The 19,950-nt window shown below is 56.6% G+C and carries 22 protein-coding genes and 1 other annotated feature; of the genes, 11 read left to right on the top strand and 11 right to left on the bottom strand.

The genetic code is table 11. From position 1 onward, the window contains the following. Positions 1–25 precede the first annotated feature (25 nt). The 4 genes from bamD to pheA all read left to right on the top strand — a co-directional run bounded on the left by bamD (position 26) and on the right by pheA (position 2,785). On the top strand, positions 26–763 hold the full coding sequence (bamD, locus tag DTA24_RS06600) for an outer membrane protein assembly factor BamD (RefSeq protein ID WP_004145664.1): 738 nt from the start codon (positions 26–28) through the stop codon (positions 761–763). Positions 764–1,034: 271 nt separating this feature from the next. Next, positions 1,035–1,370: a ribosome-associated translation inhibitor RaiA gene (gene raiA, locus DTA24_RS06595; protein ID WP_002914111.1), complete on the top strand. Its 336-nt coding sequence runs from the start codon at positions 1,035–1,037 to the stop codon at positions 1,368–1,370. Between the two features lie 105 nt (positions 1,371–1,475). After that, positions 1,476–1,600, top strand: a sequence feature (Phe leader region). After that, the gene (gene pheL, locus DTA24_RS06590) at positions 1,477–1,524 is read left to right on the top strand and encodes a pheA operon leader peptide PheL (RefSeq protein WP_100632159.1); all 48 of its coding nucleotides are present in this window, start codon (positions 1,477–1,479) and stop codon (positions 1,522–1,524) included. (Overlaps the previous feature by 48 nt.) Positions 1,601–1,624: 24 nt before the next feature. Further along, positions 1,625–2,785: a bifunctional chorismate mutase/prephenate dehydratase gene (gene pheA / locus DTA24_RS06585; RefSeq protein ID WP_012540845.1), complete on the top strand. Its 1,161-nt coding sequence runs from the start codon at positions 1,625–1,627 to the stop codon at positions 2,783–2,785. Here the strand turns inward: pheA and DTA24_RS06580 are convergent. The 3 genes from DTA24_RS06580 to aroF form a co-directional block, all read right to left on the bottom strand. Continuing rightward, positions 2,782–3,654, bottom strand: coding sequence for an SMP-30/gluconolactonase/LRE family protein (locus DTA24_RS06580; protein WP_012540844.1), 873 nt, complete (start codon positions 3,652–3,654; stop codon positions 2,782–2,784). The genes pheA and DTA24_RS06580 overlap by 4 nt on opposite strands. A gap of 62 nt (positions 3,655–3,716) precedes the next feature. Further along, positions 3,717–4,838 (bottom strand): bifunctional chorismate mutase/prephenate dehydrogenase, encoded by a 1,122-nt coding sequence (gene tyrA, locus DTA24_RS06575; RefSeq protein ID WP_063266667.1) that lies wholly within the window; start codon positions 4,836–4,838, stop codon positions 3,717–3,719. 9 nt (positions 4,839–4,847) lie between these two features. Beyond that, positions 4,848–5,918, bottom strand: coding sequence for a 3-deoxy-7-phosphoheptulonate synthase AroF (gene aroF / locus DTA24_RS06570; protein WP_008806086.1), 1,071 nt, complete (start codon positions 5,916–5,918; stop codon positions 4,848–4,850). 342 nt (positions 5,919–6,260) lie between these two features. Between aroF and DTA24_RS06565 the strand changes: the two genes are divergently transcribed. From DTA24_RS06565 to DTA24_RS06555, 3 genes are read left to right on the top strand one after another with little or no spacing between them, the layout of a single operon-like run. Further along, positions 6,261–6,770 carry a YfiR family protein gene (locus DTA24_RS06565; protein ID WP_012540842.1) on the top strand — a complete coding sequence of 170 codons (510 nt, stop codon included), beginning with the start codon at positions 6,261–6,263 and terminating at the stop codon, positions 6,768–6,770. Beyond that, entirely contained in the window at positions 6,763–7,986 is a 1,224-nt protein-coding gene (dgcN, locus tag DTA24_RS06560) for a diguanylate cyclase DgcN (RefSeq protein ID WP_008806088.1), read from the top strand. Before DTA24_RS06565 ends, dgcN begins: the two co-directional genes overlap by 8 nt. A 13-nt stretch (positions 7,987–7,999) precedes the next feature. Beyond that, a complete protein-coding gene (locus DTA24_RS06555) occupies positions 8,000–8,482 on the top strand; it encodes an OmpA family protein (protein ID WP_008806089.1) in 483 nt (160 codons plus the stop codon). 8 nt (positions 8,483–8,490) lie between these two features. Here DTA24_RS06555 and DTA24_RS06550 read toward each other — a convergent pair whose 3' ends face one another. The 7 genes from DTA24_RS06550 to ffh form a co-directional block, all read right to left on the bottom strand. After that, entirely contained in the window at positions 8,491–9,858 is a 1,368-nt protein-coding gene (locus DTA24_RS06550; protein ID WP_008806090.1) for a PepSY-associated TM helix domain-containing protein, read from the bottom strand. 56 nt (positions 9,859–9,914) lie between these two features. Then, positions 9,915–10,373 carry a DUF2946 domain-containing protein gene (locus DTA24_RS06545; RefSeq protein ID WP_080782677.1) on the bottom strand — a complete coding sequence of 153 codons (459 nt, stop codon included), beginning with the start codon at positions 10,371–10,373 and terminating at the stop codon, positions 9,915–9,917. 118 nt (positions 10,374–10,491) lie between these two features. Then, a complete protein-coding gene (gene rplS / locus DTA24_RS06540) occupies positions 10,492–10,839 on the bottom strand; it encodes a 50S ribosomal protein L19 (protein WP_002914145.1) in 348 nt (115 codons plus the stop codon). A 39-nt stretch (positions 10,840–10,878) separates the two neighbouring features. After that, positions 10,879–11,646 carry a tRNA (guanosine(37)-N1)-methyltransferase TrmD gene (gene trmD, locus DTA24_RS06535; RefSeq protein WP_008806092.1) on the bottom strand — a complete coding sequence of 256 codons (768 nt, stop codon included), beginning with the start codon at positions 11,644–11,646 and terminating at the stop codon, positions 10,879–10,881. Between the two features lie 31 nt (positions 11,647–11,677). Next, positions 11,678–12,226, bottom strand: a complete 549-nt coding sequence (rimM, locus tag DTA24_RS06530; RefSeq protein ID WP_008806093.1) for a ribosome maturation factor RimM — start codon at positions 12,224–12,226, stop codon at positions 11,678–11,680. An 18-nt stretch (positions 12,227–12,244) separates the two neighbouring features. Further along, positions 12,245–12,493, bottom strand: a complete 249-nt coding sequence (gene rpsP, locus DTA24_RS06525) for a 30S ribosomal protein S16 (RefSeq protein ID WP_012540839.1) — start codon at positions 12,491–12,493, stop codon at positions 12,245–12,247. A gap of 270 nt (positions 12,494–12,763) precedes the next feature. Next, positions 12,764–14,128, bottom strand: coding sequence for a signal recognition particle protein (gene ffh, locus DTA24_RS06520; RefSeq protein WP_002914152.1), 1,365 nt, complete (start codon positions 14,126–14,128; stop codon positions 12,764–12,766). 163 nt (positions 14,129–14,291) lie between these two features. On the opposite strand from ffh, the gene DTA24_RS06515 reads away from it, so the two are divergent. Together DTA24_RS06515 and DTA24_RS06510 are read left to right on the top strand one after the other, a co-directional pair. Next, a complete protein-coding gene (locus DTA24_RS06515; protein WP_002914153.1) occupies positions 14,292–15,083 on the top strand; it encodes an inner membrane protein YpjD in 792 nt (263 codons plus the stop codon). A 19-nt stretch (positions 15,084–15,102) separates the two neighbouring features. After that, positions 15,103–16,389, top strand: a complete 1,287-nt coding sequence (locus DTA24_RS06510) for an HlyC/CorC family transporter (protein WP_012540838.1) — start codon at positions 15,103–15,105, stop codon at positions 16,387–16,389. A gap of 120 nt (positions 16,390–16,509) precedes the next feature. On the opposite strand, the gene grpE is transcribed toward DTA24_RS06510, so the two are convergent. After that, positions 16,510–17,100, bottom strand: coding sequence for a nucleotide exchange factor GrpE (gene grpE, locus DTA24_RS06505; RefSeq protein ID WP_008806096.1), 591 nt, complete (start codon positions 17,098–17,100; stop codon positions 16,510–16,512). Between the two features lie 124 nt (positions 17,101–17,224). Between grpE and nadK the strand changes: the two genes are divergently transcribed. Beyond that, positions 17,225–18,103 (top strand): NAD(+) kinase, encoded by an 879-nt coding sequence (gene nadK, locus DTA24_RS06495; RefSeq protein WP_002914158.1) that lies wholly within the window; start codon positions 17,225–17,227, stop codon positions 18,101–18,103. Positions 18,104–18,189: 86 nt separating this feature from the next. Further along, on the top strand, positions 18,190–19,851 hold the full coding sequence (gene recN / locus DTA24_RS06490; RefSeq protein ID WP_012540837.1) for a DNA repair protein RecN: 1,662 nt from the start codon (positions 18,190–18,192) through the stop codon (positions 19,849–19,851). Positions 19,852–19,950: the final 99 nt, after the last annotated feature.

Genomic DNA, 19,950 nt, shown 5'->3' with positions numbered 1-19,950 from the left:
AACATTTTGAGGAAGTCAAAACGTCATGACGCGCATGAAATACCTGGTGGCAGCCGCCACACTGAGCCTGGCTTTGGTGGGTTGCTCCGGCTCTAAGGAAGAGGTGCCTGATAATCCGCCGAATGAAATCTACGCGACCGCCCAGCAAAAACTGCAGGACGGTAACTGGAAACAGGCGATAACGCAACTGGAAGCGTTGGATAACCGTTATCCATTCGGCCCTTATTCCCAACAGGTACAGCTGGATCTGATTTATGCGTATTACAAAAACGCCGATCTGCCGCTGGCTCAGGCGGCCATCGATCGCTTCATGCGTTTGAACCCCACCCACCCGAATATCGATTACGTCATCTATATGCGCGGCCTGACCAACATGGCCCTGGATGACAGCGCCCTGCAGGGCTTCTTTGGTGTCGATCGCTCTGACCGCGATCCACAGCACGCGCGCGATGCCTTCAATGACTTCTCCAAACTGGTGCGTGGTTACCCGAACAGCCAGTACGCCACTGACGCCTATAAACGTATGGTGTTCCTGAAAGATCGCCTGGCCAAATATGAGCTGTCGGTCGTGGATTACTACACCGACCGTGGCGCATGGGTTGCCGTCGTGAACCGCGTGGAAGGTATGATGCGTAACTATCCGGATACCCAGGCCACCCGCGATGCCCTGCCGAAGATGGAAAACGCCTATCGTCAGATGCAAATGAACGCCCAGGCGGACAAAGTCGCGAAGATAATCGCCGCGAACAGCAAGAACACCTGAGTCTGACTCATGGATCGCAAACGGCAGCCACTGGCTGCCGTTTTTTTATACTTTATCCCGTCAAGCTGAAGCGGTTTAGCGCCGGGTTAACTCATCAAATATGGCCTGCTTTACCGGGTTCGACAAGTAAAATCTCACTTCTTCCTGCCCTGTCTCACAAAATGAATTCGTTGACAAAAAGTGACAATAAAATGTGATTTAGATCACGCTTTTTGACATTGGGAAAGGTATGCTGGATTCACCAAGACGGGAAAGACAAGAGGTAAAATTTATGACAATGAACATTACCAGTAAACAAATGGAAATTACTCCGGCAATCCGCCAGCATGTCGCAGACCGTCTCGCCAAACTGGATAAGTGGCAAACTCATTTAATCAACCCGCACATCATTCTGTCTAAGGAGCCGCAGGGTTTTATCGCTGATGCAACCATCAATACGCCAAACGGTCATCTGGTTGCCAGTGCGCGTCATGAAGATATGTACGCCGCCATTAACGAATTGATCAACAAGCTGGAACGGCAGCTGAATAAAGTGCAACACAAAGGGGAAGCCCGCCGCGCCGCAACATCGGTGAAAGAGGCAGGCTTTGTGGAAGAAGAAGAGTAATCCTTAACTTAAGTTGTGTCATGCCACGCGCCTTCGGGCGCGTTTTTTATTGACAGAGTGAAAACAGTACAGGTACTGTAATCCCCACTACCTCAAGGAATTTACCATGAAACGTGTCCCGTTCTTCTTCGCATTCTTTTTTACCTTCCCCTGACCGGGAGGCAATTCGTCGTATAAGAAAGAATGCGAAGACGAACAATAAGGCCTCCCACCCGGGAGGCCTTTTTTATTTGATAACAACAAAGGCAACATCTATGACCGAGGAAAACCCATTACTGGCGCTGCGCGATAAGATAAGCGCACTGGACGAGAAACTGCTTGCTCTGCTGGCGGAGCGCCGCGGGCTGGCTGTTGAGGTTGGTAAAGCCAAACTGGCCTCCCACCGTCCAGTGCGTGATATTGACCGCGAACGCGATCTGCTGGAGCGTCTGATGACCATCGGCAAGCGCCATAATCTGGATGCGCACTACATCACCCGCCTGTTCCAGCTGATCATCGAAGACTCCGTCCTGACCCAACAAACCCTGCTGCAGCAGCATCTGAATAAAATTAATCCGCATTCGGCCCGCGTGGCCTTCCTTGGCCCTAAAGGCTCTTATTCGCATCTGGCGGCGCGTCAGTACGCCGCTCGCCATTTTGAGCAGTTTATTGAGAGCGGCTGCGCGAAGTTCGCCGATATTTTTAATCAGGTAGAGACCGGCCAGGCCGATTACGCCGTGGTGCCGATTGAAAACACCAGCTCTGGCGGGATCAACGACGTCTACGATCTGCTGCAGCACACCAGCCTGTCGATCGTTGGCGAGCTGACGATCCCTATCGATCATTGCGTGCTGGTTAGCACCTCGACGGATGCCGATAAAATTCAGACCGTCTACAGCCATCCGCAGCCGTTCCAGCAGTGCAGCCAGTATCTGAGCCGCTACCCGCACTGGAAGATTGAATATACCGAGAGCACCTCGGCGGCAATGGAAAAAGTGGCGCAGGCTAACTCCCCGGCCGTTGCGGCACTGGGCAGCGAAGCGGGTGGCGCCCTATATAGCCTGCAGGTGCTGGAGCACTGCCAGGCCAACCAGACGCAGAACATCACGCGCTTCCTCGTCCTGGCGCGCAAAGCGGTGAACGTCTCCGATCAGGTTCCGGCCAAGACCACGCTGTTAATGGCGACCGGTCAGCAGGCGGGCGCCCTGGTGGAAGCCCTGCTGGTGCTGCGCAACCACAATCTGATCATGACCAAACTGGAATCTCGCCCGATCCACGGCAATCCCTGGGAAGAGATGTTTTATCTCGATATTCAGGCCAACCTGGACTCGCTGCCCATGCGCAAGGCATTAAAGGAGCTGGCGGAAATCACCCGCTCCATGAAGGTCCTCGGTTGCTACCCCAGCGAAAACGTGGTGCCAGTGGATCCGGTTTAACGTTCGCGGAACGGTAATTTCTTCATCCCTGCCACCGCAACCGGCAGGGTGAAGATGGCGCCTGACAGCGGGTACTTCGCCAGCTCATCGTCCTCCATGTTTTCCCGGGTTGTGGTGATATAGAGCGTTTTCATATCCGCCCCACCGAAGCAGACCATTGTCGGACAACGAACCGGCATCGGGTAAGTCTCCAGCTCCTCGCCCTGCGGCGAGAAACGAGCAATCCGCCAGCCGTCAAACATCGCGCTCCAGTAACAGCCCTCCACATCGATCGCCGCCCCGTCAGGGATGCCTTCGCCCGGCTGGAAACGGCGAAACACCTCGCGTCGTCCAGGCTCACCCTGTTCATCCAGCGGCGTACGGTAGATCACGGCGTTCGGCGTATCAGAGGTATACATCCAGCGCTGGTCGGCGCTAAACGCCAGACCGTTGGCGCCATGGATATCACACTGGATCACTTTCGGCTTCAGGTCATTATCGACTCGCATCAGCAGCGCGCCGTTGTAATCCCCCGGCCCCCAGAAGGTGCCGGCATAAAAACGCCCCTCGCGATCGGTCCCACCATCGTTAAACCGCGCCAGCTCCGGATTGCTCGGATTATCACAGACTTTCCGCCGCAGCAGGCCGTGGGCGTCGGTCAGCCAGATGCCACTGCGTAATGCAACGATAAATCCGCCCTTCTCACGCAGGGAGAAACAGCCGACCTCCTCCGGAAACTGCAGCACCTGGTGTTCGCCGCTGCGGGTATCGTAGCGGTGGATTTCACACTCCATGATATCGGCCCAGTAGAGGGCCTGTTCAGCCTCGCTCCAGGTCGGGCATTCCGGCAGGTATCCGGTGTAGTCAAACAGCGGTTGTGGTTCAGCCATCGTTGTCATCCCTATAAAAAAAGCCAGCGGTCGCTGGCTTTATTGTATACATCTTTTTCGCTTTACTGCCGATTATCGTTCGCCTGACGCAGCAGCGTGCGGCTCTCGCTCTGGAAACGCTGAGCGTAATCGCCAAACCAATGTTCGACTTTACGGAAGCTGTTGATAAACGCCTGCTTATCGCCCTGCTCCAGCAAGCCAATCGCTTCGCCGAAACGCTGGTAATAGCGCTTAATCAGCGCCAGGTTATTTTCCGATGACATAATAATGTCGGCGTACAGCTGCGGATCCTGGGCAAACAGGCGCCCCACCATCGCCAGCTCCAGCCGGTAAATAGGTGACGAAAGCGCCAGCAGTTGCTCAAGACGCACATTCTCTTCTGCCAAGTGCAGACCATAGGCGAAGGTGGCAAAGTGGCGCAGCGCCTGAATAAACGCCATGTTCTGATCGTGCTCAACGGCGCTGATGCGGTGCAGCCGCGCGCCCCAAACCTGAATTTGTTCGAGGAACCACTGATAGGCCTCCGGCTGGCGGCCATCACAATAGACCACCACCTGCTTCGCCAGGCTGCCGCTGTCCGGACCGAACATCGGGTGCAGGCCAAGAACCGGGCCCTGATGCGCTGCCAGCATCGCCTGCAGCGGCTCCGCTTTCACCGAGGCAAGGTCAACCAGAATGCAATCCGCCGGCAGCGGCGGCAGCCTGCCGATCGTCTCCACGGTGGTGTGAATCGGTACGCTGACGATGACCATGCCGGCATCGGCGACGATATCCGCCGCCCGGGCCCAATCGTCTTTTTCCAGAATACGCACCTGGTAGCCGGACAGCGTTAACATCTTCTCAAACAGACGCCCCATCTGCCCGCCGCCGCCGACGATGACCACCGGCCGCAGATTCGGGTGCAGGGTTTTGAAGCCTTTGTCGTTTTCGCTGGAATAGGATTCCCGCATCACGCGACGCAGAACATCCTCGATCAGATCCGGCGGTACGCCGAGCGCGGCCGCCTCTTCACGCCGGGAGGCAAGCATCGCCGCCTCGCGCTCCGGGACGTAAATCGGCAGACCATACTGGCTCTTCACCTCGCCGACTTCGGCCACCAGTTCCAGACGCTTAGCCAGCAGGCTAAGCAACGCTTTATCCACTTCATCAATTTGATCGCGTAACGCGGTCAGTTCAGCAACCATACTTTCCTCTTACACCAAACGGGCCGCCAGATGGCCGCGGAGATCCTTATCCAGTTCACGCAGCAGCGCATCGGTGGTTTCCCAGCTGATGCAGGCATCCGTCACCGAAACGCCGTATTTCATCGTCTCACGCGGCTGTTCAGAGGACTGATTGCCTTCGTGGATATTACTCTCGATCATCAGGCCGATAATGGAGCGGTTGCCATCTTTGATCTGTGCGACAACGGATTCAGCCACGGCTGGCTGGCGGCGGAAATCTTTATTGGAGTTCCCATGACTGCAATCTACCATCAGCGACGGTTTCAGTCCCGCCTGCGCCATCTCTTTTTCGCATTTCGCCACATCTTCCGGACCGTAGTTCGGCGCCTTACCGCCGCGCAGGATCACATGGCCGTTCGGATTACCCTGCGTTTGCAGCAGGCAGACCTGCCCGGCCTGGTTGATGCCGACGAAACGGTGCGGCATCGCCGCGGCGCGCATGGCGTTGATGGCCGTCGCCAGACTACCGTCGGTACCGTTTTTAAAGCCGACCGGCATCGACAGGCCAGAGGCCATTTCGCGGTGCGTTTGTGATTCCGTGGTACGTGCGCCGATAGCGGACCAACTGAACAGATCGCCAAGGTATTGCGGGCTGTTCGGATCCAGCGCTTCCGTCGCCAGCGGCAGTCCCATATTGACGAGCTCGACCAGCAGACGACGCGCAATCTTCAGGCCGCCTTCAACATCAAACGAACCATCCATGTGCGGATCGTTAATCAGCCCCTTCCAGCCGACAGTGGTACGGGGTTTTTCAAAGTAGACGCGCATCACCAGGTAGAGGCTATCGCTGACCTCTGCGGCAAGAGCTTTAAATCGACGAGCATATTCAATCGCGGCTTCCGGATCGTGGATCGAGCAAGGGCCGCAAACCACCAGCAGGCGCGGATCGCGGCCGGCGATAATATCGGAGATAGTCTCACGGGCATGCGCAATCTGCGCTTCCTGTTCAACGCTTAGCGGGAATTCCGCCTTCAGTTGCTCCGGGGTCATTAACACATGTTCGTCGGTAATATGTACGTTATTCAGCGCGTCTTTTTGCATGATTGCGATCCTGTGTAGCTCGTTTGCGATAAAGGGTGCCTCAGCGGGCATGGCGTAACGATACCACACAAAGTAAAGAATTCAATCCATATTCCGTAAATTTTAATTTACACCAGCAAATTAATTGCCACTTAACTCGACAAAATATGTACTAAAATGTTTACACAACCAAAATTCACAGCAAACTTGCGCGCTATCGCGATCGCGATTACGAAAAATCCTGGTGAGATTTGTCCCAAAGCAAAGGGCGCATGTAATGACGGGTTTTGTTAACAGTGGTATTCTGCGCCGGGCATCGGCAGCGGCTTTTCCCGCGCTATGGCGAATTTGACGGAAGCGTTAATGACAGTATTACACCGTCTTTTATTGACTGTATTTTTTCTCATCGCGGTATCTCCTGTTTTTGCTGCCGGACCTTCAGAACATGTTCGCGCTATTGTTTCCGGGATCGTGACCTACACCCGTTGGCCGGCATTAACAGGGGCGCCGAAGCTGTGCATTTTTGCCTCATCACGCTTCACCCATAGCCTGGCTCATGAAGATCCGGATGCCTTGCCCTATCAACCGGTGATAGTACGTAATAGTGAAGAAGCGTTAAAAACAACCTGCGATGGTTTTTATTTTGGCAGTGAATCGCCGACCCAACAGTCGGAATTAACTCGCCGCTATGGCCCGAAGCCGCTTTTACTCATCGCAGAACAAAATACGGATTGCTCCATTGGTAGCGCGTTTTGCCTGATCATCAACGACGACAGGGTCCGCTTCTCCGTTAATCTGGACGTTCTGACGCACAGCGGGGTCCGGGTTAACCCGGACGTCCTGATGCTTGCCCGGAAAAAACCACATGAATAAGGACTTTTCACAGACCGCGCGCCCGACATTTAAACGCGCGCTTCGTCGAATTAGCGTGATAAGCGTGGTGATCTCCATGACGCTGGTCTGGCTGCTGCTAAGCACAGCCTCAATCTTCACGCTCAAGCAGTACGCGCAGAAAAATCTAGAGCTCACTGCCGCGACCATGGGTCGCAGCCTCGAAGCCGCCCTGGTGTTTGGCGATAGCGCGGCGGCGGAGGAGACCCTTGCTTCACTGGGGAAGCAAGGGCAGATTTCCCAGGCGATTGTGCTCAACGGCCAGAAGCAGCACTTCGCCGCATGGCGCCATGAACCGCTGGCCAACAAAGAACAAGTGAGCGGCCTTATCAGTCAATGGCTGTTTCCGGAGCCCACGGTGCAGCCCATCTGGCACCAGGGCAAACAAATCGGCGAGCTGCGACTGACCGCGCTTGATGAACTGATCAGCCACTTTCTCGGTATCTCGATTCTGGTACTGACCGGCAGCATTCTGCTCGCCTCGTTCATCGCCCTGCTGCTGACCCACTCACTGCACCGGGGGATCGTCACCGCCCTGCAGAGCATCACCGAGGTTGTGCACGATATTCGTGAAAACCGTCATTTCTCACGTCGGGTGCCCGAGGAGCGTATTGAGGAATTCCATCTTTTCGCCCAGGACTTTAACAGCCTGCTGGGGGAGATGGAGGACTGGCAGCGCCAGCTGCAGGCCAAGAATGCCCAGCTGTTGCGTAGCTCGCTACATGACCCGCTGACCGGCCTGGCTAACCGCGCCGCCTTTCGCAACGCGCTCGCCGAACTGATGAAGAACGAGGTGGATCACCAGACCTCGGCATTACTGTTTCTTGACGGCGATAACTTCAAGCTGATCAATGACAACTGGGGGCACGCGGCAGGCGATAAAGTGCTGACGGAGGTCGCCAGCCGCCTGATGGCCTTCGCCGGAAAACGCCATCTGGCGTGGCGTCTCGGCGGCGATGAGTTTGCCGTTCTGCTGCGTGAGGTGCGCTCGGAAGCCGAAGTGCAGGCTCTGTGCCAGGCGCTGTCGGAACAATTTCTTCCGCCATTCAACCTGCACAATGGCCATAGCGCCACGCTCTCGCTGAGCGTCGGTTATGCCCTGGCGTGGGAGCACGCCACCGCGGAATCACTGCAAGAACTTGCCGATCAGAATATGTATCGCATGAAAAACCAACGTATCCAGCAGACGCTGAAATAATAAAGGACTCATTATGCTCAGAAAATATTTCGTCCCCGCCCTGATGGCGGCGGCGCTTTTGACAGGTTGCCAGGCTCCTCAGGGAAAATTTACCCCCGAGCAGGTGGCGGCGATGAAATCTTACGGCTTCACTGAAAGCAATGGCGATTGGTCCCTGGGCTTATCCGATAGCATCCTGTTTGACAAGAATGACTACCGACTACGTCCCGACAGCCGCCAGCAGATCACCACGATGGCCTCGCGGCTGGCGGCGACCGGGATCACCCATAGCCGCCTTGAAGGCCACACCGATAATTACGGTGAGGATAGCTATAACGAAGCCCTGTCGCTTAAGCGCGCCAATAGCGTAGCCGATGCCTGGGCGGAAGGCGCCCATGTCCCGCGCAGTCATTTAGTCACCCGCGGCCTTGGCAAGAAATACCCGATCGCCAGCAACGACACGGCGGCCGGGCGCGCTGAAAACCGCCGGGTCACGGTGGTCATCAGCACGCCGTAAGCCTTCGCTTAATCGCTGGACTTCGCCATCCTCATTGCCGTTGCCGCGCGCCAGCGCAGGTAGTCAACGGCAATGAACAGCACCAGACTTGCCCCCATCAATGGCATGGCCAGACCCAGGGCTAACGCTATCCCCAGTACCAGCCCACGGGCAGGCCAGGCGAGCGACAGCCATGCCTGCAGCAGCGAATGCGCCGGATCCCAGACCGCCTGAGGCGGACGACGGATCCACCACAGCCGATACCCCACGCCGATGGTGACGCACAGCGCGCAGCCGAACCCTACCAGCAGCAACTGATTCACCAGACCAAAGAGGACCCCCATGTGGAAATCGACGCCCCAGCGGGTGAGCTTCGCCATCAGCGGGAAGTCGGCGAACCGGGTGCGATCCACCACCTGCATCGTGGCGCCATCGATCGCCACCGCGTCCACCTGCGTCGGCCAGCGGCGGTCGATCTCATTTACCGTCCAGGCACGTTCCTTCGAAACCGGCGGACGGATCTCCAGCCGGCTGGCGTTCAGCCCCGCCTGACGGGCCACCGCCAGCACCAGGTCAAACTGCGCTGGCTGCAGCACTGACTGATGCTGCATGGCCATCCCGTCCATATGATGCCCGGCGTGGGGATCGTGCGCCATCGGCGCCTCACCGTGCAGCAGGGTATTCACCTGCGGCGTCCACCAGCCGAAAGCCGCCCGCATTTTATCCACATTACCGCCAGCCCATTGCGACCAGGTCAGGCCGGTGGCGGAGAAGAGCAGCATGCCCAGCAGTAAGCCCCAGCCCAGCGTCACGTGCAACCGACGATGATTCTGCAGGACGTTATTGATCCGCCGTTTTGGACGTGTCATCGCCCACAGGGCAATGCCACCCAGTGCGGCAACCCACATCCATGAGGCAGCCAGTTCGCTGTATAACCGCCCGCTGTCGCCCAGCAGCAGCGAACGATGCGCATAATCAATCCACTGGCGCAGCGGCAGGATGCCGCTGGTACCGTAGACCGTCATATCGCCCTTCACCCGCAGCGAGATCGGATCGACGAAAATGGCCCGGGATTCTGACTCGCCCAGGCTCGGGTCAACAAACATAATCCGGGTAGTCTCCCCCATCGCGGGGGCCGGCCGCACCGCCAGCAGCCGAAGATTACCCTGGGTCGCTTCTTCCGCCACTGCAATCTGGGCGCTGAGCGGCTGCGGGGTCCCGTCGGCAAGGCCATGCAGCGCGTCGTGATAGAGCCAGTTTTCCAGCTGCGGCGTCGCCACGTACAGCGTGCCGGTCAGGGCAGCGACAAAGATAAACGGTCCGATAAACAGTCCGATGTAGAAATGGAGGCGACGCAGCAGGTTTAACCATGCCGCGCGCGAGGTGCAGGTTGTCATACTCTTCCTTTTTTAAAGCAAAAGAGGTTATTGCGCCGTGCGCAGATTGATTTTTATTAAAGGAAAAAAGCAGACAGCCGCGGCGGGGCGCGGGTTTCAGGGTAGAGCCAGGGGAAGTAGTGCCAGTGTTTTAATACCGGGCGAGAAGCCGGCAGGCGAATACGCCGCAGGAGCATGGCGACGAACAGCGCCAGCGCGAAAAGCAGCCCCGGGACATGGGCTAACAGCACGCAATAGCCACACGCTTCGGCATGGTCCAGCGGCAGTTCGTGTCCGGTATGCGTGGCGCCGTCTGTGCTATGCATCATCGCTATCTCGTGGTCGGGCATTTGCGCCATGCTCGCGGACGAGCTGTCCATCATCATGGCGTGATGCATGCCGGGCATCGCGCTCATGGGGTCTTTTTGCAGGGAGATGGAGATCAGGGGGGCCACGACGATCAACAGGATCGCCAACAGTGCCAGCCAGGCGGCTCGCCGTTTAGGTGTCGTTTGCAGGAAACTGTTGCTGACCACCGCCCCTCCGAATAGAGGGCGTATTGTAAATGATTTACATCACAATGGTTACAACAAAGATAAAAAAAGGGCCAGCCATCTGGCCAGCCCTTCTGTCAGGATGTCGCGAAAGCGAATCTTAGTTAAGACGCTCTTTGATACGAGCAGACTTACCAGTACGCTCACGCAGGTAGTACAGTTTAGCTTTACGTACAGCACCACGACGTTTAACAGCAATGCTGTCAACTACCGGAGAGTGAGTCTGGAAGACACGCTCAACGCCTTCGCCGTTGGAAATTTTGCGAACAGTGAATGCAGAGTGCAGACCGCGGTTACGAATAGCGATAACCACGCCCTCGAATGCCTGCAGACGTTTTTTGGAACCTTCAACAACCCATACTTTCACTTCCACGGTATCACCCGGACGGAAGGAAGGTACGTCCTGCTTCATCTGTTCTTGTTCAAGTTGCTTAATAATGTTGCTCATAATTTAATCTCTTATCCTGGGTAAACTGATATTGGGGGCTCACGCCTGCCCATCATGTTTATGCTGCTGTTGCGCGTGTTCGCTTTTGAACTGCGCCAGCAACTTTGCTTGCTCTTCAGTCAGAGCCAGGTTTTCCAGAAGTTCAGGTCTTCTAAGCCAGGTGCGGCCCAGCGACTGCTTCAGACGCCAGCGACGTATCTCAGCATGGTTTCCCGACAGCAATACTGGCGGTACTTCCATCTCTTCTAACACTTCAGGACGGGTATAGTGCGGGCAATCCAGCAACCCATCAGCAAAGGAATCTTCCGTTGCCGAAGCTTCATGGCCCAGTACTCCCGGAATGAACCGGGAAACGGAGTCAATCAGCGTCATTGCCGGTAACTCACCACCGCTGAGAACGTAATCGCCGATTGACCATTCTTCGTCAATTTCGGTTTGGATTACGCGCTCGTCTATCCCTTCGTAGCGACCGCACACCAGAATCAGTTTCTGATTCGTTGCCAGTTCGCTGACGCCCGCTTGATCAAGCTTGCGTCCCTGAGGTGACAGATAAATCACCTTCGCGCCTTCACCTGCCGCGGCTTTTGCTGCATGAATAGCATCCCGTAAAGGTTGCACCATCATTAGCATCCCCGGTCCGCCGCCGTAAGGACGATCGTCCACGGTACGGTGCCGGTCATGAGCGAAGTCGCGAGGACTCCAGCTTTCGATGCTCAGCAGGCCATTTTTTACTGCCCGGCCAGTTACCCCGTAATCGGTAATTGCGCGGAACATTTCAGGAAACAGGCTAATTATGCCAATCCACATAGCGCCGTCTTTTACCGTTTATCCGGAGAATTTAAAAACCAGGATCCCAATCTACTTCGATAGTACGCGTAGTGAGATCGACTTTCTTGATAACCTGCCCATCGAGGAACGGAACCAACCGCTCCTTGATGCCAAATGCATCTTTCAGGTTTGCCTTGATGACGAGTACGTCATTAGACCCGGTTTCCATCATATCAATGACTTTACCGAGGCTATAGCCTTCCGTTGTCACTACCTGGCAGCCCATCAGGTCTTTCCAGTAGTAGTCACCCTCTTCCAGCTCCGGCAACTGCGATGAATCCACGATAATTTCGCAATTAGTCAGTAGATTCGCGGCATCACGATCGTCAACGCCTTTCAGCTTGATGATGATGTCCTGATTGTGGTGGCGCCAGCCTTCCAGCTCAACAACCTGCCACTGACCCGCCTTCTGGATTAACCAGGGCTGATAGTCAAAAATGCTTTCGGCGTCTTCGGTGGAGGAAAACACTCTGAGCCAACCACGGATACCGTAGGAAGAACCCATTTTCCCCAATACGATCGGATCAACAGGTGCTTGTGCGGTGTGTTGCTTGCTCATCATGACCACCGTGACAGATTAAGCTGCTTTGTTAGCGGCTTTGATCAGCGCGGCAACGCGATCGGAAACAGTAGCGCCCAGGCCAACCCAGTGAGCGATACGATCCAGATCCAGGCGAGTTTCTTCTTCCGCGCCGCTAGCGATCGGGTTGAAGAAACCAACGCGCTCGATGAAGCGACCGTTGCGTGCATTACGGCTGTCGGTGACAACAACCTGGTAGAACGGACGCTTTTTAGCGCCGTGACGTGCTAAACGAATAGTTACCATAACATCCTCTTGTGTGAATAAAACAACCGGGCCCCATCGAGGAACGGAGCCCGGTGTCATATTAAAAGCCCGAAAATTTTACTGATTTCTGGGGAAAATGCAATCAGCATCTTGGTACTGAGCATTAAACAAGGGATAGAAGGCGTATATCGGTGCAGCTAGTTTAGTTCCGGCGTGCGCGCAGAAAGCGGAGCGTACACGTAGTACGTGAGCATTTCGAGCACACCCCGGAGCTAAAATGGCAAACAAGATAGCCTTATACCCTTGTTTTTAGCGGCCCGGGAAGCCTGGCGGCATCATCCCTTTCATCCCGCGCATCATCTTCATCATGCCGCCTTTCGATTTCATCTTCTTCATCATGCGCTGCATGTCGTCGAACTGCTTGAGCAGACGGTTCACATCCTGCACCTGCATCCCGCAGCCGGCGGCGATACGGCGCTTACGTGAACCTTTGATGATTTCCGGTTTGGCGCGCTCTTTCAGAGTCATCGAGTTGATGATGGCTTCCATACGCACCAGCACTTTGTCGTCCATCTGCGCTTTCACGTTGTCCGGGATCTGGCCCATACCCGGCAGCTTGCCCATCAGGCTGGCCATGCCGCCCATGTTTTTCATCTGACGCAGCTGCTCAAGGAAGTCCGTCAGATCGAAACCGTCGCCTTTCTTCAGTTTGGAGGCCAGCTTCTCGGCCTGCGCGCGGTCAACTTTGCTCTCGATATCTTCGATCAGCGACAGCACGTCGCCCATGCCGAGGATACGGGAAGCGACGCGGTCCGGATGGAACGGCTCCAGCGCTTCGGTTTTCTCGCCGACGCCGAGGAATTTAATCGGCTTGCCGGTAATATGGCGAATCGACAGCGCCGCGCCGCCGCGGGCGTCGCCGTCCACTTTGGTCAGCACCACGCCGGTCAGCGGCAGCGCTTCGTTAAAGGCCTTCGCGGTATTCGCCGCATCCTGGCCGGTCATCGCATCGACGACAAACAGGGTTTCAACCGGATTAATGGCGGCGTGGACGTGCTTGATTTCGTCCATCATCGCTTCGTCAACGTGCAGACGACCGGCTGTATCCACCAGCAGCACGTCGTAGAATTTGAGTTTCGCTTCTTTCAGCGCCGCGTTGACGATATCAACCGGCTTCTGGCCGACGTCAGACGGGAAGAAATCGACGCCGACCTGCTCGGCCAGGGTTTCCAGCTGTTTGATCGCCGCCGGGCGGTAAACGTCCGCGGAAACGACCAGCACTTTCTTCTTGTGCTTCTCGCGCAGGAATTTCCCCAGCTTACCGACGCTGGTGGTTTTACCGGCACCCTGCAGGCCCGCCATCAGCACCACGGCCGGCGGCTGCGCGGCCAGGTCGAGCGTCTGGTTCTCTTCGCCCATCGCCGCCACCAGCTCGTTGCGGACGATTTTGACGAACTCCTGACCCGGGGTCAGGCTTTTATTGACTTCATGGCCGACCGCGCTCTCTTTCACACGGCTGATGAAATCACGAACCACCGGAAGCGCAACGTCCGCTTCCAGCAGCGCCATGCGCACTTCGCGCAGGGTGTCTTTAATATTGTCTTCTGTAAGGCGTCCGCGGCCGCTAATGTTGCGCAGCGTACGCGACAAACGATCGGTTAAATTATCAAACATTGTCTCTCGCCTGAGGTGGAAACGGTCGGTCGCCGCAGCGACACACAAAACGAATGTGGCGGAGTATAACACGACATCAATCTGAATGTGCTGCAACGGTTGGAGCAGAGGCCTGCTGACGTTATACTGCTTCTCTTTCTTATTTAGCCAACAGCCGACACCTATGCCTGTTTTTGCTCTACTCGCCCTTGTCGCCTACTCCGTCAGCCTCGCGCTGATTATCCCCGGCTTGCTGCAAAAAAACAGCAGCTGGCGGCGAATGGCGATTTTATCTGCGACTATCGCGTTGATCTGCCATGCTTTTGCGCTGGAAGCACGGATATTCCCCGGCGGCGAGAGCGGGCAAAACCTCAGCTTACTGAACGTCGGGTCGCTGGTCAGCCTGATGATCTGTACGGTGATGACTATCGTGGCCTCGCGCAATCGCGGCTGGCTGCTGCTGCCTATCGTCTATGCCTTCGCGCTGATCAATCTGGCCTTCGCCACTTTCGTGCCTAACGAATATATCACCCACCTGGAAACCACCCCGGGGATGCTGGTGCATATCGGCCTGTCGCTCTTCTCGTACGCCACGCTGATCATCGCCGCGCTGTATGCGCTGCAGCTGGCGTGGATCGACTACCAGTTAAAGAATAAAAAGCTGGCCTTCAGCAGCGAAATGCCGCCGCTGATGAGCATCGAGCGCAAAATGTTCCACATCACTCAGGTCGGCGTGGTGCTACTGACCCTGACGCTGTGCAGCGGCCTGTTCTATATGCACAATCTGTTCAGCAGCGAAAACATTGATAAAGCGGTGCTGTCGATTATTGCGTGGTTCGTCTATATCGTTCTGCTGTGGGGCCACTATCATGAAGGGTGGCGCGGACGTCGCGTGGTCTGGTTCAGCGTCGCTGGCGCCGGTCTGCTGACGCTGGCCTATTTTGGTAGCCGCGTGCTGCAGCAGTTCGTGAGCTAAGTCTTTTAAGGAATCCTACGTGGAACATATCTCCACCACCACGCTGATCATAACGCTGATCGTCATGGTGATTATCTCTGCCTATTTCTCCGGCTCCGAAACCGGCATGATGACGCTGAACCGCTATCGGCTGCGTCATATGGCGAAACAAGGCAACCGCCCCGCCAAGCGCGTGGAGAAGCTGCTGCGCAAGCCGGACCGCCTGATTAGCCTCGTGCTCATCGGCAATAACCTCGTCAACATTCTCGCCTCGGCGCTGGGCACCATCGTCGGCATGCGCCTGTACGGCGACGCCGGCGTCGCGATCGCCACTGGCGTGCTCACCTTTGTGGTACTGGTATTTGCCGAGGTGCTGCCGAAGACCATCGCCGCGCTCTATCCGGAAAAGGTCGCCTACCCCAGCAGCTTCCTGCTGGCGCCCCTGCAGGTGCTGATGATGCCGCTGGTGTGGCTGCTGAATACCATCACCCGCATGCTGATGCGCATGATGGGCATCCGCACCGATACCGTCATCAGCAGCGCTTTGAGCAAAGATGAACTGCGCACGATTGTGAATGAATCCCGTTCACAAATCTCCCGGCGCAACCAGGATATGCTGCTGTCGGTCCTGGATCTGGAAAAAGTCAGCGTTAACGACATCATGGTGCCGCGCAATGAGATTGTCGGCATCGACATCAATGATGACTGGAAATCTATCGTCCGCCAGCTGACCCACTCGCCGCATGGCCGCATCGTGCTCTACCGCGATTCACTGGACGATGCCATCAGCATGCTGCGCGTTCGCGAAGCCTACCGTCTGATGACGGAGAAGAAAGAGTTCACAAAAGAGATCATGCTGCGGGCGGCAGATGAGATCTACTTTGTTCCGGAAGGGACGCCGCTCAGCACCCAGCTGGTGAAATTTCAGCGCAATAAAAAGAAAGTCGGTCTGGTGGTCGATGAATACGGCGATATTCAGGGGCTGGTCACCGTAGAAGATATTCTTGAAGAGATTGTCGGCGACTTCACCACCTCCATGTCACCCACCCTGGCGGAGGAAGTGACCCCGCTTAACGACGGCACGGTGATTATCGACGGCAGCGCCAACGTTCGCGAAATCAACAAAGCGTTTAACTGGCACCTGCCGGAAGATGAAGCGCGCACCGTCAACGGTATCATCCTCGAAGCGCTGGAAGAGATCCCGGTCCCGGGCACCCGCGTGCGCATTGAGCAGTACGATATAGATATCCTCGACGTGCAGGACAACATGATCAAACAGGTGAAAGTGATGCCGGTGAAATCATTACGCGAGAGCGTCGCGGAGTAGCGCGAGCGAAGGAATTAACATCACGGCGGGCTGCGGCCCGCCGTTTTTTTATCTCGCGCCGGGAGCGGTGGCATAAAAAAACGGCCGCCCGCGGGCAGCCGTTGAGCAATGCAGCAGACGTTATTTCGCTTTCGCTACCGTCACCATCGCGGCGCGAATAGTACGGCCGTTCAGGGTATAACCTTTCTGCATCACGGCCAGCACGTTGCCCGCCGCCACGTCTTCAGATTCGACCATCGCAATGGCCTGGTGGACGTTCGGATCCAGCGGAACGTTGGTGTCGGCGATCACTTCCACGCCGAACTTACGCACCACGTCCAGCATGGATTTCAGGGTCAGTTCGATCCCTTCCACCATCGGCGCCAGGTCCGGATTAGCCTTGTCGGCCACTTCCAGCGCGCGGTCCAGGCTGTCGATCACCGGCAGCAGTTCATTGACGAATTTTTCCAGCGCGAATTTGTGCGCTTTCTCGATATCCTGCTCGGTACGGCGACGCAGGTTATCTTCGTCGGCTTTGGCACGCAGCATCACTTCACGTTCACGTTTCTGCGCTTCAGCCAGCTGGGCTTCCAGATTCGCAATTTTTTCATCGCGCGGATCCACCTGCTCAGCCGAAACTTCAGGCTCTACTGCCTCAACGTCGTCGTGCTGCTCCGTGATAATTTCTTCCGGGGCTTGCCCCTCAGGCGTTTTCTGTTCTTTACTACTCATGAATTTCTCCGCGTTTTTTTCGCATTCATCTCGCTAACTTCGCTTATTATGGGGATCAGTTTCCGGGTTTCAAGGGAAGCGGACAGATTGTCACTATTTCATTTAACGCAAGGACATCCAGATCATGAAGAACCATTTCAAGTGTATCGGCATTGTGGGACATCCTCGTCACCCCACCGCCCTGACCACACATGAAATGCTCTGGCGCTGGCTGTGCAGCAAAGGGTATGAAGTGCTGGTTGAACAGCAGATCGCCCATGAACTTCAGCTCAGCAACGTGAAAACCGGCACGCTGGCGGAGATTGGCCAACAGGCCGACCTCGCGGTGGTGGTGGGCGGCGACGGCAATATGCTCGGCGCGGCGCGGACCCTGGCCCGGTATGACATTAACGTCATCGGCATTAACCGCGGCAACCTCGGCTTTCTCACCGACCTTGACCCGGACAACGCCCTGCAGCAGCTCGCCGACGTGCTGGAAGGCCACTACATCGCCGAGAAACGCTTTCTGCTGGAGGCCCAGGTGTGCCAGCAGGATTGCCAGAAACGCATCAGCACCGCCATCAACGAAGTGGTGCTGCACCCAGGCAAAGTGGCGCATATGATTGAGTTCGAAGTCTATATCGACGAAGTCTTTGCGTTCTCTCAGCGCTCTGATGGCCTGATAATCTCCACCCCGACCGGCTCCACCGCCTATTCGCTGTCGGCCGGCGGCCCGATCCTCACCCCGTCGCTGGACGCTATCACCCTGGTGCCGATGTTCCCGCACACCCTTTCAGCGCGACCGCTGGTGATCAACGGCGACAGCACCATCCGCCTGCGCTTCTCTCATCGCTGCAGCGATCTGGAGATCAGCTGCGACAGCCAGATTGCCCTACCGATCCAGGATGGCGAAGACGTTCTCATTCGCCGCTGTGATTATCACCTCAATCTGATTCACCCGAAAGATTACAGCTATTTCAATACATTAAGCACCAAGCTCGGCTGGTCGAAAAAATTGTTCTGATTTACATCGCTGCCTCTTTACTGGATAAAAAACCAGTCTATACTGTACGAAAACACAGTATTGGTTTTTCATACAGGAAGGCAGCTATGTTGGCGCAACTCACCATCAGTAATTTTGCTATCGTTCGTGAACTGGAAATTGATTTCCACAGCGGTATGACCGCCATCACCGGGGAAACCGGCGCCGGGAAATCCATTGCCATCGACGCGCTGGGGCTGTGCCTCGGCGGCAGAGCGGAAGCCGACATGGTGCGTCGCGGCGCCACCCGCGCCGACCTGTGCGCGCGCTTCGCGCTGAAGGATACTCCGGCCGCCCAGCGCTGGCTGGAAGAGAACCAGCTGGAGAGCGGGCGTGAGTGTTTACTTCGTCGGGTGATCAGCGCTGACGGCCGCTCTCGCGGCTTTATCAACGGTACCGCCGTCCCGCTCTCTCAGCTGCGCGAGCTGGGCCAGCTGCTGATCCAGATCCACGGCCAGCATGCGCACCAGCTGTTAACCAAACCCGAACACCAGAAAACGCTGCTCGACGGCTATACCGGTGAGTATGCGCTCACTCAGCGCATGGCCGAGCATTATCGCCAGTGGCACCAGAGTTGCCGCGAGCTGGCCCTGCACCAGCAGCAGAGCCAGGAGCGCGCCGCCCGCGCCGATCTGCTGCAGTATCAGCTTAAAGAGCTGAACGAATTTAACCCGCTGCCGGGAGAATTCGAGCAGATTGACGAAGAGTACAAGCGCCTGGCCAACAGCGGCCAGCTGCTCAGCACCTGCCAGCACGCCCTGACGGTACTGGCGGACGGTGAAGAGGCCAATCTGCAGAGCCTGCTTTATACCGCGAAGCAGCTGGTCAGCGAGCTGGTGGGTATGGACAGCAAGCTTTCCGGCGTGCTGGATATGCTGGAAGAGGCGGCCATTCAGCTCAGCGAGGCCAGCGACGAGCTGCGCCACTATCACGACCGTCTGGATCTCGATCCTAACCGTCTGTTCGAACTTGAGCAGCGGATTTCCCGGCAAATCGCGCTGGCGCGTAAACACCAGGTAATGCCGGAAGAGCTGCCGGCGGTTTATCAGGCGATGCTGGAAGAGCAGCGTCTGCTGGACGATAGCGCCGGCTCGCTGGAATCCCTCAGCCAGCAGGTGGTCGAACATCATCAGCTGGCGCTGGAGACCGCGCGTCAGCTGCACGCCCTGCGCCAGGCCAGCGCCGACGAGCTGACCCAGCTTATCACCGAGAGTATGCACTCACTTTCGATGCCGCACGGAATCTTCGCGATTGAGGTCGCTTTCGATGAACGCCATCTCACCGCCGACGGCGCCGATCATATTGAGTTCCGCGTCACCACTAACCCCGGTCAGCCGCTGCAGCCGATCGCGAAAGTGGCCTCCGGCGGCGAACTGTCGCGCATTGCGCTGGCGATTCAGGTGATCACCGCGCGTAAAATGGAAACCCCGGCGCTGATCTTCGACGAAGTGGACGTCGGCATCAGCGGCCCGACTGCCGCCGTGGTCGGCAAGCTGCTGCGCCAGCTGGGCGAGTCCACGCAGGTGATGTGCGTGACCCACCTGCCGCAGGTTGCGGGCTGCGGCCACCATCATTTCTTTGTCTGCAAAGAGACCGATGGCGAGATGACCGAAACCCATATGCAGCCGCTGGATAAGCGCGCTCGTCTGCAGGAGCTGGCTCGCCTGCTGGGCGGCAGCGAGGTCACGCGCAACACCCTGGCGAACGCGAAAGAGTTGCTTGCGGCGTAAACTTTTTGATTTTCACAGGGTCATAGTGAACAGCAAATTGCCTGCTGACCTGCAGCCGGAGGTTTCCATCGGCGCGAAGGTCTATTATTATCGGCATAT

It is taken from the genome of Klebsiella sp. P1CD1, assembly GCF_003790505.1.
Taxonomy (GTDB): Bacteria; Pseudomonadota; Gammaproteobacteria; order Enterobacterales; family Enterobacteriaceae; genus Klebsiella; species Klebsiella variicola.
This window is presented reverse-complemented; position numbering and strand designations above follow the sequence as displayed.